The sequence below is a fragment of the Streptococcus oralis subsp. dentisani genome (genome assembly GCF_007475365.1).
GTDB lineage: Bacteria > Bacillota > Bacilli > Lactobacillales > Streptococcaceae > Streptococcus > Streptococcus mitis_AX.
On the sequence record NZ_CP034442.1, the window covers coordinates 633,107 to 651,929 of the forward strand.

An 18,823-nucleotide genomic window follows, 5' to 3' on the forward strand; every position below is an offset into this window, starting at 1 on the left:
ACCCTTATTAAAGTGCTTACATAGATTAAACGAACACTTCCTGAATGTCATTTTGTGGTATAATGAACTTATCATTATTAAGAGGTATGGACATGAAAGAAACTGTTTATTTTGGAACTTATACTCGTCGCTCATCTAAAGGGATTTACAAGGCAGATTTTGATACAGAAACAGGCCAGCTTGCAAATCTTGAACTCTTTGCTGCTGAACCAAGTCCGACCTACCTTGCCTTTGACCAACAGCAACACTTATACACCGTAGGGAGCCAGGATGGCTTAGGTGGAATCGCTGCTTACAAAACCGATGGTACTTTGTTAAATCATGTGGTTGAAGAAGGCGCTCCCCATTGTTATGTGGCAGTGGATGAAAAGCGCAGTCTCGTTTACGGAGCTAACTACCACAAAGGTCAAGTTCTGGTTTATCAGCGCCAAGCAGATGGTAGTCTCATCCAAACGGATCGGGACCAGCATAGCGGACAAGGTCCTCATGAAAACCAATCTTCCCCACATGTACACTTTACGGATCTAACACCTGATCAGTATCTCGTCACATGTGATCTAGGTACTGACGAGGTGACGACCTATGATGTTAGCCCAGAAGGAAAACTAAGTAAGCTCCACACTTATCACAGCCAGTCTGGAGCAGGTGCTCGCCACATCGTTTTCCACCACCACTATAAGATTGCCTATCTCATCTGCGAACTAAATAGTACCATTGAAGTCTTGATTTACGATGGGGTTGGTGAATTTGAACGCATGCAAGTCATTTCAACCTTACCAGATGGTTACGAGGATTTCAATGCTACTGCTGCCATTCGTCTCTCAAAAGATGGTAAATACCTTTATGCATCCAATCGAGGCCATGATTCCATTGCCGTCTATACAATCCTCGCTGATGGCAGTCTGGAATTATTAGAAATCGTACCAACACATGGACAAAATCCACGTGATTTCGACCTAACTCCTGATCAAGAGTTTCTCATTGCTGTTCATCAAGATTCTGATAATGCAACGGTCTTTAAGCGCAATCCTGAAAGTGGTCGTCTTGCGGAGCTTTCTAACGACTTCCATGTCCCTGAAGCAGTTTGCATCAACTTTGCGAACTAAGATAACCAAAAAATGAACTTGAGATTCAAGTTCATTTTTTGGTTATAGTTTATTTCCGACATTGATACGGTTAATGGCACGTTGAAGAGCAATCTTAGCGCGTCGTTCTTGGTCGATTAAGTGCTTGTCTTGAGCTTCTTCGATTTCACGTTCAGCGCGAAGTTTAGCACGTTCAGCACGGCTGATATCGATATCACGAGCACGCTCTGCTGAGTCGGCTACAATGGTAATGATGTCATTGGCAATCTCGATAATCCCTCCGTTCACTGCAATCCAGTTCACATGAGTATCATCATCGATTCGTTTTACCTTTACTTCATCAACCGCTAAAACCGCAATCATATTTTCATGTCGTGGCAAGATCCCCATCTCACCATCCAGAGTTCGTACCGATACAAAGCTGGCATGGTGATCATAGACGAGGCCATCTGGTGTCACGATCTGGACAGTTAACTGAGCCATAGATCACCTCTTAAAATCCCATTTTCTCTGCCTTAGCAATGACGTCTTCGATTGAACCAACTCCACGGAAGGCATCTTCTGGCAAGTGGTCATGTTTCCCTTCAAGGATTTCCTTAAAACCACGAACCGTTTCTGCTACTGGTACATAAGAACCAGGTTGGCCAGTAAATTGCTCCGCAACGTTGAAGTTTTGTGACAAGAAGAACTGGATACGACGGGCACGGGCAACCAAGGTCTTTTCTTCATCAGAAAGCTCATCCATACCAAGGATAGCAATGATATCTTGCAATTCATGGTAACGTTGAAGGACACGTTTGACTTCCGCAGCAACTGCATAGTGCTCTTCTCCGACAATCTCAGGTGCCAAGGCACGAGAGCTTGAAGCCAACGGATCAACGGCTGGGTAAATCCCCAATTGTACCAACTTACGTTCCAAGTTAGTCGTTGAATCCAAGTGAGCGAAGGCTGTTGCTGGCGCTGGGTCAGTATAGTCATCCGCTGGCACGTAGATGGCCTGAATAGAGGTTACAGAACCCTTCTTGGTTGATGTGATACGTTCTTGCAATTGCCCCATTTCCGTAGCAAGTGTTGGTTGGTAACCAACGGCTGAAGGCATACGACCCAAAAGGGCAGATACTTCTGAACCAGCTTGAGTGAAACGGAAAATGTTGTCAATGAAGAGAAGAACGTCTTGACCTTCTACATCACGGAAGTATTCAGCGATTGTCAAACCAGTAAGGGCAACACGCATACGTGCTCCTGGTGGCTCATTCATCTGACCAAATACCATGGCTGTTTTCTCAATAACGCCTGATTCTTTCATTTCCCAGTAAAGGTCGTTCCCCTCACGAGTACGTTCTCCAACACCGGTAAATACTGAAATACCACCATGTTCTTGAGCAATGTTGTGAATCAATTCTTGGATCAAGACAGTTTTACCAACTCCGGCACCACCGAAGAGTCCAACTTTACCACCTTTTAGGTAAGGGGCAAGAAGGTCGATAACCTTGATCCCTGTTTCCAAGATTTCAGATGAGGTAGACAATTCATCAAAAGTTGGAGCTTTCTTATGAATTGGCTGACGCTCAGCGTCTTCAGCGAAAGGAGCATCCAAGTCAATAGTATCCCCCAAAACGTTGAAGACACGTCCCAAAGTTTCTTTACCTACTGGCACAGAGATTGGACAGCCTGTGTCCAAAACTTCCATACCACGAGTCAAACCATCTGTTGATTCCATGGCGATCGTACGGACCATACCATCACCCAACTCCAAGGCTACTTCAAGGACGATTTTTGTTTTTCTTTCGTCATTTTTGTAGACGACAAGTGCATTGTTAATCTCAGGAAGTGGTTCCCCAGCTGCAAACAAAACGTCTACAACGGGTCCGATAACCTGAGCAATTTTACCTGAACTCATCTCCTTCTCCTATTCTATATAAGATACTGTCGGTTCCTAGTTCATCTAGGGCCTAAGTTCATTTTGATACGAGGGAGGCAAAGCCTTATTCTAAGGCACTAGCCCCCGCTACGATTTCTGTAATTTCTTGTGTAATCGCCGCCTGTCTGGCACGGTTATACTGGATTGTCAAATCATTGATGACCTTCTTAGCATTATCAGTCGCTGTTTGCATAGCTGTCATACCTGCAGCATTTTCAGCTGTCTTGGCATCGATAATAGCCCCGTAAATCATACTTTCAGCATACTGTGGCAACAATTGCTCCAAAATTTCTTCTCGGCTTGTTTCCAACTCAAATGTCAAGCTATACTCCTCATCTGCTTCGTTCGGATCGAGGTCAACAATCGGAAGCATTTGCTCCACACGCATTTGACTGGTAAGCGTATTGACGTGGTGATTATAGCAGACATAGAGTTCATCAAAGAGTTCATTTTGGTACATCTCAATCGTTTTTGAAATAATTTTACGAACTTCATCAAAACTTGGTTGGTCGGCCAAGCCCCGCAATTCATAGATTGGTTGAATGCCACGAGCCTTGAAAAAGTCAGCCCCCATACCACCAATACAGATAACTTCAAAGTCATCACCATTTGGATGATATTCTTCTTTCAGCTCCATCACAGCTTTAAGGATGGAAGCATTATAACCTCCAACCAAGCCACGGTCTGAAGTAATAACGATATAGCCTGTTTTCTTAACTGGACGACTGATGAGCATCGGATTGGTAGAACCACCAGATCCGTTACCATGTAGAATATCCGTCAAAAGCTTACGAACCTTCTGAGCATAAACTTGAAAATTGCGTGCTGCTTCTTCAGAGCGACCTAACTTGGCAGCCGATACCATTTGCATGGCATTAGTGATTTGACTAGTATTTTTTGTTGAGGCGATTTTTGTTTTAATATCATTTAGAGATACTGCCATCTGACACCTCTATTCTTATTGGAAGCTGGATTGATTGAGAAACTCTGTAATCGCAGCATCCAAGACTGCTTCTTCTGGCAAGTCTTTTGTTTCACGAATAGTTTCCAAAATCTCTGGATGTTGTGCATCAAAGAAATCATGAAACTCTTCCTCAAAACGAACAATGTCATCTACAGGAATCGTATCCAAGAAACCATGTGTCAAAGCATAAAGAATGGTTACTTGTTTCTCAACAGGTAATGGTTTATGAACTGGTTGTTTCAGAACTTCAACCGTACGACGACCACGATTCAACTTAGCCTGAGTTGCTGCATCCAAGTCCGAACCAAACTTAGTGAAGGCTTCCAACTCACGGTATGAAGCAAGGTCGATACGAAGAGTACCAGCAACCTTCTTCATGGCTTTAATTTGAGCGGAACCACCTACACGAGATACAGATGAACCTGCATCAATAGCTGGACGAATCCCTGCATTAAAGAGACCATCTCCAAGGAAGATTTGTCCATCTGTGATTGAAATCACGTTGGTCGCGATATAGGCAGAGATATCACCTGCTTGCGTCTCAATAAATGGTAGGGCTGTGATTGATCCGCCACCAAGCTCGTCAGAAACTTTAGCTGAGCGCTCAAGCAAACGGCTGTGGAGGTAGAAAACATCCCCTGGGAAGGCTTCACGACCTGGCGGACGACGAAGCAAGAGGGAAAGCTCACGATAAGCTACCGCTTGTTTTGAAAGATCATCATAAACGATTAAAACATGCTTGCCTTGGTACATAAACTCTTCTGCCATAGCTACCCCAGCATAAGGAGCTAGGAAGAGCAATGGAGATGGCTGTGAAGCAGAGGCTGTCACAACGATTGTGTAGTCCAAGGCACCGTACTGACGAAGTGTTTCTACTTGTGTACGAACGGTTGATTCTTTTTGTCCAATCGCTACATAGATACAGATCATATCTTGACCTTTTTGGTTCAAGATTGTATCAATCGCAATAGTTGTTTTCCCTGTCTGACGGTCACCGATGATCAACTCACGTTGACCACGACCAATCGGTACAAGGGCGTCAATAGCTTTCAAACCTGTTTGCAATGGTTCTGAAACAGACTTACGCTCCATAACACCAGGAGCTGATGCTTCTACTGGACGAGTCTTGTCAGTATGGATTTCTCCAAGACCATCAACTGGACGACCAAGTGGATCCACAACACGTCCAATCAAGTTATCACCAACTGGGACTTCCATGATTTTACCTGTACGGCGGATTGTATCGCCTTCACGGATATCCGTAAAGTCACCGAGGATGATAATACCAACGTCTGTTGACTCCAAGTTTTGCGCCATACCATAAGAGCCATTTTCAAAAATCAACAACTCTCCACTCATGGCATTTTCAAGGCCGTGGGCACGTGCGATTCCGTCCCCGATATAGGTTACAACACCAGTTTCAGTCACATCAAAATTGGGTTTGAAATTTTCAATTTGTTGCTTAATTAAAGCGCTGATTTCTTGTGCGTTAATTGCCAAAAGAACACCACTTTCTATTTCAAATTTTCTTTAACAACACGAAGTTGCTGTTTAATACTCACATCAATTGTCTTGTGATTGGCAAAAATGACAAAACCACCAATTAGACTTTCATCGATTTGTTCTTTGATACTCCGAACTTTCAGAGACATTTTTTTCTCAATCAAAGGGAGCAACCGTGCCTTCTGCTCATCTGTTAAAGGATGAGCAGAGGCAATCGTCACTTCAAATCGATTGGTTTCTTTTTCAAGTCGACTCAAACAATCTACAATTAGTTCATAAAATAAATTCGCTCTGTGATTGTATAGCAGAACCTGAATAAAGTTTTGCATTAAAGGTGAAACAGAGTCTTGGAAAAAACGAACTGTTTTTTCCTTATCCGACTCAGCTACTGCCACTTGACTTAAAAAAGAAGGCAAGCCTGTTTCTTCAGCGACTTGCTTGATTTGAGCTAAGTCATAAAAGATACGGTCTTCTTCTCCTTTTTCAATCACCAATTGGACAAAAGGCATGCTGTATTTTTCAATTACCTTTACTGTCTTTTTGTCCATTAAGCTTCTCCTAGCTGATCGATGTACTGATCAATGAGTTCTTTATGGGTTTGACCGTCAAGGTTTTGTGAGATAATTTTTCCAGCTAGACTAATCGTCAAATCTGCTACCTCACCCTTAACGCTTTGTAAAGCTTCAGCTTTGTTTTGAGCAATTTCTTGGTTCGCTTTTTCTTTCAAGCGACCTGCTTCTAGTTTCGCTTCCGCCAGAATATCTGCTCTACTCTTCTCTGCTGTCTCCTTGGCATTCTCAATGATTGTTTTAGCTTCGGTACGGCTACCTGCCAACTCATCTTCGCGCTTTTGAGCAAGAGTTTCCGCTTTTTGACGAGCTTGTTCAGCTCCATCAATATCTGCAGCAATTTTTTCTGCCCGTTCTTCGAAGACACTTGTCAAGTTTGACCATGCGTATTTTTTGACTAAGACGATCAAAAGGATAAAAGAGCCAGCTATTAAAATAAAGTTACCAATCAATTCACCTACTGTTACGTGCATCAGTTACTCCTTTCTACTCTTCATCATTAATTTTATTTCCTAGATACATAGAAGACAAGACTGTGAACACATAAGCCTGAACACAGGAAATGAACACAGAAAATGCCGTCCAGACAAGGTTGGTAACAAATGCAATTGGATACCAATAAAAGGCCTGGTGAGAAAGCAAGATAAGCAAGCTTGTCATCACTTCCCCGGCAAAGATATTTCCGAACACCCGCAAAGCAAGTGATAGGAAATTCGTGACTTCTTCAAGGAGATTCATCGGTGTCATGAAACCTGGTGTCACAAAAGCTTTTAGATACTTTTTAACGCCTCGGCGACGAATCCCTTCTATGTGGGTCATCAAAATAATACCAAAAGACAAAGCCAAGTCAAATTGCAAATTCGCAGTTGGCGAAGTCCAAAGGTTAGTACCATCCGTCATTTGAAGTTTTGCCATCAAACCAAGGTTGTTTGCGATGACCATAAAAAGAAACAAGCACAAATAAAAGAGTGAGTAATCTTTCATGTACCGTGAACCAACATTGGGTTCTGTAAATCCAACAACAAAGTCATGAATATACTCAAGTACATTTTGCTTCCCTTTGGGTTTCAGAGTCATACTACGACTCGCCCAATAGATAAAGCCAAAAATAACTGCCACAGACAGCAAGGTTAAGGCTGTCAAGGTTAAATCAAAGGTAACAGGACCGATATTGATGGTTGGATTGATACTTTCTTCCATCTAGAATCCTCCCTTTTTCCAATTTATACTTCTCTTTATTTGATGATAAATGAAAAGACAAGAGTTACAAAGAAAGTTCCTTCAATAAAGGCAATCCCCATGATCATCAAGCTACGCAATTGTGGAATGATGTCTGGTTGGCGAGCTGCTGATTTGAACAAACCGTTCATCAAAAATCCTTCTGCAAGGGATACACCCATACAGGCAAGACAAAGACCGAAAAATGTTAAATTCATTATAAATTCTCCTTTTTTATTTAAATTTACTTACTTAGTTTAGTCCTAAAATTTGTTTTTGTCAACTTTTTACTAACATTGAAAGCGTTTCAGATAATTTATTTCTAATTTTACTATTTTTAGTACGATTGTATAGAAATTTTTAACCGGTTTCCATAAGAAACTCCGTATTTTTACTAAGGTTTCTGAAGCAAAATAAAAGACCCAAGCTTAAAAACTTGGATCTATTTTTGTCTATTTAAAATAAAATGAATGATGTTGTTTACAACCTGGATTAAATGGAGCGCTACAATAAGGACAAGCTACCTGTTTTTGATATTTTTGAAAAGTCATTGTCCTCTTACAAGCCCCACATAAAATCGGGCGATCCTCAGAAAGCCTCAAGGGATAAGGAGAAAACAAATGCGTTTCCATAGCATTGTGGCACTGATAGCAAGCGTAGTATTTCCTGCATTCATAACACTGGAGGGAGACGATATCCTTTACACTATGGTAGTGAACACACCTGCTTTCGTCATCTACCAATAAACCATGAGCTTGAATCATTCACTTTTCCTTATCTAAGCACGAACTGTAACGCTTGTCCCGTCTTCCTTATAGAGGTTAATGAGCCCTTCCTTGAGAGCACGGACCATGTCACCTGCTTGCACAGGTTGTGGAACCTTGATCGTCAAGAGTTCCATTGGATTTGGAGCGCGGTCGATTTTATTGCCTTTTGAATCATGAAGATCTTCGATATAGGTTTCAAAATGGCGGAAACCTGGGCCGTAAAACTCAACTTGGTCACCTTCGTTGATTACATTCCGTTGACGAATGGTTGCTGTTTGGGTCGCATCATCATAAGAAACGACTTCAGCGACAAACTTGTACTCAGGAATCTTACGACGAGCGCCAAATAACTGTTCATTCTCAGATGGCGTACCATAGTAGAATCCTGTTGCCAATTCACGTTGGGCTACCTTCCACATCTCATCCACCAAGTCCTGTTTGATGGCTTCAAACTTTTCAGGGCTTTCAAGATAAGCATCCACAGCTGCCTTGTAACAGTTTGTTACTGTTGAAACATAGTGAATGGACTTCATACGACCTTCAATCTTGAGACTGTCTACACCATTTTCAATCATATCTGGAATATGGTCAATCATAGACATATCAACGGCTGACATTGAAAATTCCTCTGGGATTTCACCTTTAAGGCTCTTACGTTCTTGACCAAATGGCATATCGTAAAGGTCGTATTTCCAACGGCAAGACTGTGAACAACCACCACGGTTAGCATCACGCATACTCATGTGGTTTGAAAGCGTACAGCGTCCTGAGTAGGAAATACACATAGCTCCATGGACAAAGGCTTCGATTTCAACGTCTGTACGTTTGCGAATCTCTGCTAATTCTTCCATTGAGACTTCACGGGCCAAAACCACGCGAGTTAGGCCAAGTTCTTTCCAAAATTCTAGAGTTTCATAGTTAGTCGCACTGGCTTGAGTGGAAAGGTGGATTTCAAGACCTGGTGCTTCAGTTGCTGCAATCATGATTAAGGCCGGATCTGACACGATAACTGCCGCAATCCCTATGTCACGTAATTTACGGAACCATTCTCCAGCACCAGCTTCATTTCCTTCGTGCATAACCATGTTAGCAGCCACATAGACCTTGGCACCGTACTTAGCAGCAAACTGGACGCCTTCTTCCATCTGTTCAAAGGTAAAGTTTCCAGCACGGCTACGAAGACCATAGGCCTGTCCACCTATGAAGACTGCGTCCGCACCATATTGAACAGCTACTTTCAGCTTCTCTAAAGTTCCTGCAGGTGATAAAACCTCAGGACGTTTTAATGTTTTTGTCATTTTTTCTCCTATTTGCAATATAAAAGTTTGACGTTTTTCCTTCTCATTTTATAGTAAATAAGCGATAAAATCAAGCCTAGACAGATTGTTTTGACAATTCTAATCTTTTCTAAAACAAAAAACTAGCCTTTCTAGACTAGTTATTTTCAAGATAAAATTCAAAACGTTCGCCCACGTATTGACTTTTTACATATTCAAAAGCCGTCCCATCTTCAAGATAAGAGACCTGAGTCAAGGCTAAAATGGCATGCCCTTTTTCAACTTCCAGATAATGAGCTATCTTTTCCTTAGCCAATCTCGCATAAATGGTCTGTTGGGATTTGCCAATCCGGTAGCCATGCTGCTGCAAGGTTTGGAAGAAATGACTGGTGATTTCTTCTTTTTTGAAATCCTTAATAAATTTCTCAGGTATAGATGCTACTTCATAGACTAACGGAACTTGGTCAGCATAACGCACCCGTTCCATGCGGATAATATTCTCTGTTGGAGTAATCCCTAGCTTAGCGACCTCTTGCTCATTTGGAATGGTTCTTCTATAAGAAATGAGTTGACTGGAAGGAACTTTCCCCTGAGATTTGACAATCTCCGTAAAACTGGTCGTCCCCCGCATTTTTTCTTGGACCCGAGTACTAGAAACAAAGGTTCCACTTCCTACACGACGCTCCAAAACTCCTTCCTCAACCAAGAGAGAGATAGCTTGTCGCAAGGTCATCCGACTAACCTGAAACTGTTCCGCTAAATCTCGCTCACTTGGAAGTCTCTCTCCGATTTTCCAATGATGCTCATCTATATCCTTCTTGATCTGATCGTGGATTTTCATATAAGCTGGTAACATGATTTTCACTTCTTTTCTATATTTTCTCTATTGTACCGTATTTAATTAGAAAAAGTCAAACTTTGCCTTGTTTAGTTGGTAATTCGCCCCTATTTGTGATAGAATATTGAAGAAGATATTTCTTTTGAGAAAGGAAAAAGATGAGCAACATTTCAACTGATTTGCAAGATGTCGAAAAAATCATCGTGCTGGACTATGGTAGCCAATACAACCAGCTGATTTCACGCCGTATTCGTGAAATTGGTGTTTTTTCAGAGCTAAAAAGTCACAAAATCTCAGCCGCAGAGGTTCGTGCGATTAACCCTGTTGGGATCATCCTCTCTGGTGGACCAAACTCTGTATACGAAGATGGTTCATTTGATATTGACCCAGAAATTTTTGAACTTGGCATTCCAATTTTGGGAATCTGCTACGGTATGCAACTTTTAACTCATAAACTTGGAGGAAAAGTCGTCCCTGCAGGTGATGCTGGTAACCGTGAGTATGGCCAATCACCACTTACCCATACCACTTCTGCCCTCTTTGAAGGAACTCCTGAAGAACAGATTGTTTTGATGAGCCATGGCGATGCTGTTACAGAGATTCCAGCTGATTTTGTTCGTACTGGAACATCTGCTGACTGTCCTTATGCAGCTATTGAAAACCCTGACAAGCACATCTATGGTATCCAATTCCACCCAGAGGTTCGCCATTCTGTATATGGGAATGATATCCTGCGCAACTTTGCCCTTAACATCTGTCAGGCTAAGGGTGATTGGTCAATGGACAACTTCATCGATATGCAGATCAAAAAAATCCGTGAAACTGTAGGTGACAAGCGTGTTCTTCTCGGTCTATCAGGTGGTGTTGACTCTTCTGTTGTTGGAGTTCTTCTTCAAAAAGCAATCGGTGATCAATTAATCTGTATCTTTGTAGACCACGGTCTTCTCCGTAAAGGGGAAGCAGACCAAGTTATGGACATGCTTGGTGGTAAGTTTGGGTTGAATATCGTCAAGGCAGATGCTGCTAAACGATTCCTTGATAAACTTGCTGGCGTTTCTGACCCTGAACAAAAACGGAAGATCATCGGTAATGAGTTTGTTTATGTCTTTGATGACGAAGCTAGTAAGCTAAAAGATGTAAAATTCCTTGCTCAGGGAACGCTTTACACTGACGTGATTGAGTCTGGTACAGATACTGCTCAAACCATCAAATCACACCACAATGTTGGTGGTCTTCCAGAAGACATGCAGTTTGAATTGATTGAACCATTGAACACTCTTTATAAGGATGAAGTTCGTGCCCTTGGTACAGAGCTTGGTATGCCAGACCACATCGTATGGCGTCAACCATTCCCAGGTCCAGGACTTGCTATCCGTGTCATGGGTGAAATCACTGAAGAAAAACTTGAAACAGTCCGCGAATCAGATGCTATCCTTCGTGAAGAAATCGCTAAAGCTGGTCTTGACCGTGATATCTGGCAATACTTCACAGTTAATACAGGTGTTCGTTCAGTCGGTGTTATGGGTGACGGTCGTACGTATGACTACACGATCGCAATCCGTGCTATCACTTCTATCGATGGTATGACAGCTGACTTTGCTAAAATTCCTTGGGAAGTCCTTCAAAAAATCTCAGTACGTATCGTAAACGAAGTAGACCACGTTAACCGTATCGTCTACGACATTACAAGTAAACCACCAGCAACCGTTGAGTGGGAGTAGAGTAAGTTATTCAAAAAAACGCTTGAAATCAATGATTTCAGCGTTTTTATTTTTCCCATAGCACCAATTTAGCACCAAAACTATTTTTCAGTGTCTAAATCTAAAATCTTTTTAACAGTTTTAGTACTCTCTACATATACCCCCTTCTTTGATTCGCTAACAATTCTGAAATAATCACTATCATTTTCATTTAATTCATAAACACGATATAAATCATTTTTAACTTCAAACTCACTACTTAACTTTTTTTCTGATTCATTTTACCATCATTAAATCATGTTCCTATTCATATATTTATTATAAAACAACCTACTTTATTAGCAAATTAATCGGATTTTAGATTTATTTTTCCTTTCACCATATCTGGTGTAAACTTCGATGTTATTTCATATTCAATTGTTCTAGGAACTTTTTTAAATAATAGTTTAGAAGGAAATGCCATTGAAATGTTATGTTTCAAATACTCAATATCAAACCTTAAAATATCAGATTCTGGTTTATCAAAATATCTGTATATAAATATATCGTTTAATGAATCTTTATAATAGTTTTTTTGGCTTTCATAACTAGATGTTCTATTATATGTTAGAAGTGGAGAAACATTTATTTCTTCTGACCGTAATAAGGGGTGCTGAGGATAATCATATGCGCAAACAGTATCAGTTTCTTCAATTTTAAATAGGATTTCTTCTATTTTAATTTCCTGTACCTCCTCTATTATATTTTCTCCTGGATACAATAAGTCATGTTGTTTCAAAAGACAACCTTTAGGTACAATTAGTTTAATATCAATATCTTCATCATATGTCTTACCTATATTAGAAACCATTAACTCTATATATTCAATGTTATCCATGAATGTAAAATATTCTGTGTATTCATTGAATGATATTATTTCCCAGTATAATTTTTTTAATAAAGAAAATCGGTTCCTTTCTTCATCGGTTCCAATATACGAAGGCGCACTTTTTCCGAAAGGTGTTGGCACTTGAATTTTATGTTTCTTCAAATTTCCTAAACACCAGAAATTCTCATGTAGTTTGATTTCCTCTTTGATTGCAAAATCGTTTATGAGTTTTTTAAAATCATCACTAATAGTCACATCATCAGCTATTTTAGACAGAAAATTAACGTTATCTTCTTCATTTAGAGAAAGAGTCAACTTTTTAGTATTATTATCTACTTTAGTTGGAACCTCAGAAATAACAGTTTTATTTAATTCTTCAATATAGTCAATAATTTTCTTGTAGTTTTCATTTAAAAATTTTGACTCTAGTAAATTAAATTTTATAGGAACAGAACATTCGTCGGAAGATGTATTCTTATCTCTTATCGTTAAAAGAGGTTTTAATCGTTCATTTTGAAAAGTTTCTTTCTCGTCAACTAAATTTAAAAAATATAATGTTAAGTGATTTGTAAAATGACGTTTAAATTCACTTTTGTCCTTAACTGTAAAAAATATTCCTCTATCCTTATATCTTTCTTTGAAATTTTTTACAGCAGCAAATTGCTCCTCATTTATTTCTGAAGGAGTTATAGGAATATCTAGAAAATACATAAAAACTTGTTTTTTGCTAATAACATCTCCTCAATTTCTTCTTCCGTTCCAGAACCATACCTATCTGTTGCAGTACCAAATCTTGTCCAAAATATAGCAACAGCTGCATCACAGTCCCTAACAATTTGCTTATTTAATAATTCCTGTGGTTTATTACCCGACTCAGGAAAACTATCCGTTGACCAATGCTTGACTGATACTTGTATATTATTCAAACTACCATAAAGTTTATTAAAGTTATCAACAGCTTCTTTAATTAACTCAAGATAATCATTAACATCTCCGGGGCAAGAAATCAATAAATCGTAAACAGTCACTCCTTTTCTTGGCATCAATGCATCCTCCAATAACTTAATATAATATTACATAGTTTTATGTTTTGTATTAGATATACTTCTAAACAAAAACTGAAAGTTTGACCTATTATAATTATAAATTAAAATAACAGTAAAATCAATTCATTTACTGTTATATTATTAGTTAGAGAAATAAGATTCACTTATCTATTTAACGCAATTTAATTCTATGCTGATTCCCATTAAATTTACTCTTTCTGATATTATTATCACTCCCCACTACTTTTCCAGCCATTCTGGTTACTTCTTCTCTCATAGCATTTGCTTTTAAATTGGAGTATCTTCCGAGACTCCTCTTTTTAAATCCCTAAAACCATGCTATAATATAGTAAGTATAAGTCCAATAACCTGACTATAAAAATCAGCGATAAAGATTTCTTACATCATCCGTAAGTGTTATTCTACTCTGATTCATATTATAATGAAAGTAACAAAAGATGGAGGTGTTTCACATGGAAACAATTTTACGAGTAGAATCATTAACAAAGCATTATGGAAAAGAGCCGAATATCACCAAAGCCTTGAACGGTATATCTTTTAAAGTTGTCAAAGGTGAGTTCTTAGGGATTATGGGGAGCAGTGGTTCTGGGAAAACAACCCTTCTTAACTGTCTCGCCACTATCATAAAGCCAACTGACGGCTCCATTCAAATGCAAGATAAGGATTTAAGTCAATTAAAAGGTAGTCAGTTAGCTGATTATCGTGGTAAGGAAATCGGTTACCTCTTTCAAAATTTTGAGCTTTTGGACAATCTGACAGCCAAAGAAAATATTTTACTTCCCTTGTCTTTGCACAAGGTCGATGCCAACGAAAGTAAGGTTCGATTAGAATTGCTTTCCCAATATCTGGATATTTCTGAACTTCTGGATAAGTTCCCATCTCAATTATCAGGTGGTCAACGGCAAAGGGTAGCTGCTGCTCGTGCCTTGATTTTAGACCCTAAGATTGTATTTGCGGATGAGCCCACAGGGGCTTTGGATTCAAAAAATGCAACCATTTTGATGCAAAAATTATCCGAAATGAATCAAGTGGAAGAAACCACCATTCTCATGGTGACACACGATTCCGTCGCTGCCAGCTTTTGCAACCGCATCTTGTTTATCCAAGACGGAAAACTATTCCATGAAATCCGACGCGATTATCCAAGAGAAAGTCAAGAAGATTTTTACCACAGAATACTAAAGGTCATGGCAGCGCTAGCTGGAGGTGATGGCAATGTTTTCTAAATTAGTCTCAAGAAATAGCAAGAGAGATCGAAAGAATAATGGCTTGTACTTCAGTTCCATGGTTCTTTCTATTATCTCCTTTTACATCATCCTTTCTTTGTCCCATCAAGATGTGATGATCTTTCTAAAACAAATAGAGAGTCACGCTGTAAATAAACTCTTTAGCATGATTCCTATTCTTTACGTAGCAACGCTCTTTATTCTCTTTTTTCTAGTCTACTTCGCAAGCAGTATGCAGATGGAAAGAAGAAAACATGAATTTGGTGTCTATCTCACACTAGGCATGCGAAGAAGCAAACTCTTCTTGCTACTCCTGCTTGAGGATTTGAGAAACAGTATCCTTGCTCTTGGAATAGGTCTTCCTATTTCTATCTTGATTTCAGAACTGATCAGCCTAATAACCGCTAAAATTGTGGGACTAGGTATTATTGAACATCAATTTTCTCTATCTACCACAGCTCTACTCTATACAGTCATTGGCTTCCTAGCCGTAAAATTAGCTGTTTTTGTCCTTTTAAGTGCAAAAACAGCTAATAAGGAAATCGGAAACTTGCTATCCTATTCTCCTTCTGGGATGAAGAAACTACTCCCAAAGGGTGTGTACCTTCTTGCTTCTGTCCTCGGGATTTTGCTTCTAGGAACAGCCTATTACATGGGTATGAGTGGACGAGCTTGGAAAAGTGTCATAACCATGGGTATCACTGTTTTCTTGGGGACTCTAGGAACTATCCTCCTCTTCTTTGGTATGCGTTTATTTATAGACTTTTTGGTCAAGCTTGGAAACAATCGAAAACTTCATGCCTATAATTTTAGACAGATTCAGGAATTAGTTATCCAGCGCTCAACTATACTGGCTATCTGCTCTCTCTTAATCTTCTCTGCCTTGTGCCTCTTTGGAGCAGGTGTTGCCATTGCAAGTGGCAATTCAGGCAATCAAACCCACGTATTGGATTATACATTTAGAGATAGCAAGCAGGAAACAGATGAAAATCTTGATGTAAATACAGTTAAAAAAGAGCTTGAAGCTGCTGGACTAGCATCACAGTTTTCAAAGATTCTGCAAATTAAAGTCGGCAAACCTAAAGAACACGAGTCCGTGTCCTTCGAAGAGGTCATCAAGGAGTTGAAAAAGCAAAAAGGCAGCAAGAACAAGGAAATTTTGCTCCATAAATTTAAACAGTCTACTAATTCCCACCTCATGCCAGTTTCCGAATACAATGAACTTAGAAAGGCTGCCAATCTCCCTCCTCTAAAATTAACTAGCAAGGAAGCCTACTTGTATATGGGGAAAGATTTTCTCCCAGATGAAAGTCTCGTCAACTCTGTTCTGAAGACGAAGCCTCAAATCAAAGTCATGGAAAATGATGTAAAATTGATTGGAGAGGTGGAGTCTTTACCAATTGTAACGGATCGTGAAATCACCCTCTCTGTTGCCCTCATAGTCCCAGATGAGACCTTTATGAGCTATACAGACGGTCACTATTCGAACTATGTCAGCGGTATCTTAGCTCCTGAGCTAGTCAAGGAAAAAGGCTTGATGAGAGCTATCTCAGATACGAATGAAAAGCTAAATCAAACCTCTCTTGGCTATGAAAGCTATATACAAAATATGGGAAGACAATTATTTTACATTATCTCTGCCAGCTATATCACCATCTATCTGGCTATCATCTTCCTTGTTGTGGCAAATACAATCATTGGCGTTCAGTTTTTGATGGGACAAAGACAATCCTACAGACGATACCAAACCTTGATCCATCTCGGAGCCAACTACGAAACTCTTTGTAAATCGTCAGAAAAGCAAATCAATTGGTATTTCGGTCTGCCAATAGCCCTTGCACTTATCAGTAGTAGCTTCGGAGTGGGCTCCCTCCTCACAGGAATAGTACCAGCCAGTGCAAGAATGGCCATGGGGCAAAAATTTATCACAGCCATGCTGATAGTACTGCTCTTAGCAGGCTTTGAAGTCATCTATATCAGAATTGTAAAGAAAAATAGCAACAAGTACTTGTTGTCCTTAATGGAACCCAAAAGAGATGAATAAGGTAGAATAAAATAGGAAAAGGAGGAATCGATATGAAGCATATTCTGGTTATTGAAGATGAAGCCTTGATTCGAGATGAAATTGTTATTTTGTTAGAGAAAACGGGTTATCAAGTTGATAAGTTGACTGACTTCAAAGATACAAGCCAGCAAGTACTGCAATACGATACGGATCTAATCATACTGGATTTGAATTTGCCAGGAGAAACAGGTTTTCAAATTTGTAAAAATCTCAAGTCAAAACGCTCTGTGCCAATATTGGTTCTCACCTCCCGTGAACAACTAAAAGATGAGATCTACGCCCTAAAATTAGGGGCAGATGAATATCTAACAAAACCTTTCAAAAAAGAAAGATTCTTGGCTCGTATAGAAAATATCTTGAAACGCTATGAAGGTAGACAAAATTTGCTTGAAAAAGATAATTTCCTGCTGGATAGAAATACCTATACCCTTTATATCAATGGACATTCGATTTTACTTCCTCAAAATCAAGGGAAATTGTTAGAAACCTTATTAGTGGCAACTGATTCTGTCGTCACAAAAGAAGAACTAAGCATGAAACTGTGGAATACAACTGAGTTCATCGATGAAAATGCTCTTCAAGTAAATATTGCAAGGCTGAAAAAAGTGATGAAGCAGGCTGGCATTGCCCTTCAAGTCAAATCTGTCAGAGGTATTGGTTACAAGCTAGAAGAGGAAAGTCCAGATGAAACAGAATCTTAAATATCTAGCTACTTACCTGCCCTGGTTACTTGTTCTCTTAGCATTTGATCTATTCACAGCGATTCTGCTTTGGCTTTCAGATGTGAGAATGTTTCAAGCCCTCATCCTTCTCTATCTTTTAACTACTGTCCTGCTTTTTTTCATTCTATCATTCCTACTGATAAGAAAAGAAAGAAAAAAATCCGCTGCCTATAAAGCCTTTATAGCCAATCCCAAGACGGATACTGAGCTTGAATTATTGCATTTATCAAGTGCCTCAGAGAAAGAAAGCATTGAACAAATGGCAGATACACTTTATCAAAAGCAGGCTGAAATAGGAAAGCTCAACTCATTACTAGCCGAATACGAGGACTATGTTGAAAAATGGGCGCATGAGATTAAACTCCCTCTATCGCTTCTTTCCCTCCTTTTGGATAATCAAAGTGACCAGCTGCCGAAGGATACAGCTTTTAAGTTGGACTATGTGAAGAATCAAATCCAAGGAAATGTATCACAAATCCTATTCTATTACAGGGTGAAAAGTGAGAAAAATGATTTTCTATTTGAAGACCTTGACCTAAAAGAGTGTATCCAAGATCTCTTGGAAAACTTTGATCCCTTACTCAAAGAAAAGAATTTTACGATTCAGCTAGAAAATATACAAGGAACCTGCTACACCGATCAACGCAGTTTTGAATTTATCCTCTCTCAAATCCTCGCCAACGCCCTTAAATATAGCTCTGACAAGCCCAAACTCAGCATTTCTATATCAAAGGATAAGGGGCGCACAAGTCTGATTATTAGGGATAATGGTTGCGGAGTTAAAGCTTGTGATCTCCCTCATATCTTTGAAAAAGGCTTTACAGGTGATTCAGGAGAGACAAGGAAAAAATCAACAGGCATGGGCCTCTATCTGGTCAAACAATTAGCAGATGCTTTAAAAATCGACATCACAGTAAAATCCGAATGGATGCAAGGATTTGAAATTACTCTTTCCATTTCGTAATTTTTCGATTAAGAAAATTGCCTAATCATAGAAAGCACATATTTTATATAAAAAAGGAAAGCACTTCAG

Annotated in this window: 19 protein-coding genes; 6 read left to right on the forward strand and 13 right to left on the reverse strand. The window is 39.5% G+C overall.

Translation table 11 applies throughout. From position 1 onward, the window contains the following. The first annotated feature begins 92 nt into the window (after positions 1-92). Positions 93-1,106: a lactonase family protein gene (locus EJF26_RS03285; protein WP_000665612.1), complete on the forward strand. Its 1,014-nt coding sequence runs from the start codon at positions 93-95 to the stop codon at positions 1,104-1,106. Between the two features lie 42 nt (positions 1,107-1,148). Here the strand turns inward: EJF26_RS03285 and EJF26_RS03290 are convergent, their stop codons facing one another. From EJF26_RS03290 to EJF26_RS03340, 11 genes are all read right to left on the reverse strand, one after another. Then, the gene (locus EJF26_RS03290; protein ID WP_000068036.1) at positions 1,149-1,568 is read right to left on the reverse strand and encodes a F0F1 ATP synthase subunit epsilon; all 420 of its coding nucleotides are present in this window, start codon (positions 1,566-1,568) and stop codon (positions 1,149-1,151) included. A 10-nt stretch (positions 1,569-1,578) separates the two neighbouring features. Then, positions 1,579-2,985, reverse strand: coding sequence for a F0F1 ATP synthase subunit beta (gene atpD, locus EJF26_RS03295; protein ID WP_000094366.1), 1,407 nt, complete (start codon positions 2,983-2,985; stop codon positions 1,579-1,581). Between the two features lie 85 nt (positions 2,986-3,070). Further along, the gene (locus tag EJF26_RS03300) at positions 3,071-3,949 is read right to left on the reverse strand and encodes a F0F1 ATP synthase subunit gamma (RefSeq protein ID WP_000301235.1); all 879 of its coding nucleotides are present in this window, start codon (positions 3,947-3,949) and stop codon (positions 3,071-3,073) included. 15 nt (positions 3,950-3,964) lie between these two features. Next, positions 3,965-5,470: a F0F1 ATP synthase subunit alpha gene (gene atpA / locus EJF26_RS03305; RefSeq protein ID WP_000996627.1), complete on the reverse strand. Its 1,506-nt coding sequence runs from the start codon at positions 5,468-5,470 to the stop codon at positions 3,965-3,967. A gap of 14 nt (positions 5,471-5,484) precedes the next feature. Beyond that, entirely contained in the window at positions 5,485-6,021 is a 537-nt protein-coding gene (locus tag EJF26_RS03310; protein ID WP_000359022.1) for a F0F1 ATP synthase subunit delta, read from the reverse strand. Continuing rightward, positions 6,021-6,515 carry a F0F1 ATP synthase subunit B gene (gene atpF / locus EJF26_RS03315; protein WP_000558541.1) on the reverse strand — a complete coding sequence of 165 codons (495 nt, stop codon included), beginning with the start codon at positions 6,513-6,515 and terminating at the stop codon, positions 6,021-6,023. Before atpF ends, EJF26_RS03310 begins: the two co-directional genes overlap by 1 nt. A gap of 13 nt (positions 6,516-6,528) precedes the next feature. Next, positions 6,529-7,242 carry a F0F1 ATP synthase subunit A gene (gene atpB / locus EJF26_RS03320; RefSeq protein WP_000392857.1) on the reverse strand — a complete coding sequence of 238 codons (714 nt, stop codon included), beginning with the start codon at positions 7,240-7,242 and terminating at the stop codon, positions 6,529-6,531. A 35-nt stretch (positions 7,243-7,277) separates the two neighbouring features. Then, a complete protein-coding gene (locus EJF26_RS03325) occupies positions 7,278-7,478 on the reverse strand; it encodes a F0F1 ATP synthase subunit C (RefSeq protein ID WP_001054552.1) in 201 nt (66 codons plus the stop codon). A 234-nt stretch (positions 7,479-7,712) separates the two neighbouring features. Continuing rightward, on the reverse strand, positions 7,713-8,024 hold the full coding sequence (locus tag EJF26_RS03330; protein WP_080563308.1) for a CHY zinc finger protein: 312 nt from the start codon (positions 8,022-8,024) through the stop codon (positions 7,713-7,715). A 14-nt stretch (positions 8,025-8,038) separates the two neighbouring features. Next, positions 8,039-9,325: a peptidase U32 family protein gene (locus EJF26_RS03335; protein ID WP_000169099.1), complete on the reverse strand. Its 1,287-nt coding sequence runs from the start codon at positions 9,323-9,325 to the stop codon at positions 8,039-8,041. 136 nt (positions 9,326-9,461) lie between these two features. Beyond that, the gene (locus EJF26_RS03340) at positions 9,462-10,160 is read right to left on the reverse strand and encodes a GntR family transcriptional regulator (RefSeq protein ID WP_000936178.1); all 699 of its coding nucleotides are present in this window, start codon (positions 10,158-10,160) and stop codon (positions 9,462-9,464) included. Positions 10,161-10,300: 140 nt separating this feature from the next. Between EJF26_RS03340 and guaA the strand changes: the two genes are divergently transcribed. Next, positions 10,301-11,863 carry a glutamine-hydrolyzing GMP synthase gene (guaA, locus tag EJF26_RS03345; RefSeq protein ID WP_000065697.1) on the forward strand — a complete coding sequence of 521 codons (1,563 nt, stop codon included), beginning with the start codon at positions 10,301-10,303 and terminating at the stop codon, positions 11,861-11,863. Positions 11,864-12,188: 325 nt separating this feature from the next. On the opposite strand, the gene EJF26_RS03350 is transcribed toward guaA, so the two are convergent. Further along, positions 12,189-13,421, reverse strand: a complete 1,233-nt coding sequence (locus EJF26_RS03350; protein WP_004246746.1) for a hypothetical protein — start codon at positions 13,419-13,421, stop codon at positions 12,189-12,191. Further along, positions 13,409-13,753: a DUF4062 domain-containing protein gene (locus EJF26_RS10015; RefSeq protein ID WP_004246029.1), complete on the reverse strand. Its 345-nt coding sequence runs from the start codon at positions 13,751-13,753 to the stop codon at positions 13,409-13,411. Before EJF26_RS10015 ends, EJF26_RS03350 begins: the two co-directional genes overlap by 13 nt. Positions 13,754-14,229: 476 nt before the next feature. Here EJF26_RS10015 and EJF26_RS03355 point away from each other — a divergent pair, with 476 nt between their 5' ends. From EJF26_RS03355 to EJF26_RS03370, 4 genes are read left to right on the forward strand one after another with little or no spacing between them, the layout of a single operon-like run. After that, a complete protein-coding gene (locus EJF26_RS03355; RefSeq protein ID WP_000447872.1) occupies positions 14,230-15,003 on the forward strand; it encodes an ABC transporter ATP-binding protein in 774 nt (257 codons plus the stop codon). Further along, positions 14,993-17,047, forward strand: coding sequence for an FtsX-like permease family protein (locus tag EJF26_RS03360; RefSeq protein ID WP_000491813.1), 2,055 nt, complete (start codon positions 14,993-14,995; stop codon positions 17,045-17,047). Before EJF26_RS03355 ends, EJF26_RS03360 begins: the two co-directional genes overlap by 11 nt. 32 nt (positions 17,048-17,079) lie before the next feature. After that, positions 17,080-17,769 carry a response regulator transcription factor gene (locus EJF26_RS03365; protein ID WP_000680569.1) on the forward strand — a complete coding sequence of 230 codons (690 nt, stop codon included), beginning with the start codon at positions 17,080-17,082 and terminating at the stop codon, positions 17,767-17,769. Continuing rightward, complete coding sequence (locus tag EJF26_RS03370) at positions 17,753-18,754, forward strand: sensor histidine kinase (protein WP_000812624.1); 1,002 nt, start codon at positions 17,753-17,755, stop codon at positions 18,752-18,754. Before EJF26_RS03365 ends, EJF26_RS03370 begins: the two co-directional genes overlap by 17 nt. Positions 18,755-18,823: the final 69 nt, after the last annotated feature.

Bases quoted from the DNA above. Each gene is read 5' to 3' on its own strand.
- EJF26_RS10015 (WP_004246029.1), bottom strand. From the start codon at position 13,753: ATGCCAAGAAAAGGAGTGACTGTTTACGATTTATTGATTTCTTGCCCC.
- EJF26_RS03355 (WP_000447872.1), top strand. From the start codon at position 14,230: ATGGAAACAATTTTACGAGTAGAATCATTAACAAAGCATTATGGAAAA.
- EJF26_RS03370 (WP_000812624.1), top strand. From the start codon at position 17,753: ATGAAACAGAATCTTAAATATCTAGCTACTTACCTGCCCTGGTTACTT.
- EJF26_RS03360 (WP_000491813.1), top strand. From the start codon at position 14,993: ATGTTTTCTAAATTAGTCTCAAGAAATAGCAAGAGAGATCGAAAGAAT.
- EJF26_RS03290 (WP_000068036.1), bottom strand. From the start codon at position 1,568: ATGGCTCAGTTAACTGTCCAGATCGTGACACCAGATGGCCTCGTCTAT.
- EJF26_RS03335 (WP_000169099.1), bottom strand. From the start codon at position 9,325: ATGACAAAAACATTAAAACGTCCTGAGGTTTTATCACCTGCAGGAACT.
- atpD (WP_000094366.1), bottom strand. From the start codon at position 2,985: ATGAGTTCAGGTAAAATTGCTCAGGTTATCGGACCCGTTGTAGACGTT.
- EJF26_RS03365 (WP_000680569.1), top strand. From the start codon at position 17,080: ATGAAGCATATTCTGGTTATTGAAGATGAAGCCTTGATTCGAGATGAA.
- EJF26_RS03285 (WP_000665612.1), top strand. From the start codon at position 93: ATGAAAGAAACTGTTTATTTTGGAACTTATACTCGTCGCTCATCTAAA.
- EJF26_RS03310 (WP_000359022.1), bottom strand. From the start codon at position 6,021: ATGGACAAAAAGACAGTAAAGGTAATTGAAAAATACAGCATGCCTTTT.
- EJF26_RS03330 (WP_080563308.1), bottom strand. From the start codon at position 8,024: ATGATTCAAGCTCATGGTTTATTGGTAGATGACGAAAGCAGGTGTGTT.
- guaA (WP_000065697.1), top strand. From the start codon at position 10,301: ATGAGCAACATTTCAACTGATTTGCAAGATGTCGAAAAAATCATCGTG.
- atpB (WP_000392857.1), bottom strand. From the start codon at position 7,242: ATGGAAGAAAGTATCAATCCAACCATCAATATCGGTCCTGTTACCTTT.
- EJF26_RS03325 (WP_001054552.1), bottom strand. From the start codon at position 7,478: ATGAATTTAACATTTTTCGGTCTTTGTCTTGCCTGTATGGGTGTATCC.
- EJF26_RS03300 (WP_000301235.1), bottom strand. From the start codon at position 3,949: ATGGCAGTATCTCTAAATGATATTAAAACAAAAATCGCCTCAACAAAA.
- atpF (WP_000558541.1), bottom strand. From the start codon at position 6,515: ATGCACGTAACAGTAGGTGAATTGATTGGTAACTTTATTTTAATAGCT.
- EJF26_RS03350 (WP_004246746.1), bottom strand. From the start codon at position 13,421: ATGTATTTTCTAGATATTCCTATAACTCCTTCAGAAATAAATGAGGAG.
- EJF26_RS03340 (WP_000936178.1), bottom strand. From the start codon at position 10,160: ATGTTACCAGCTTATATGAAAATCCACGATCAGATCAAGAAGGATATA.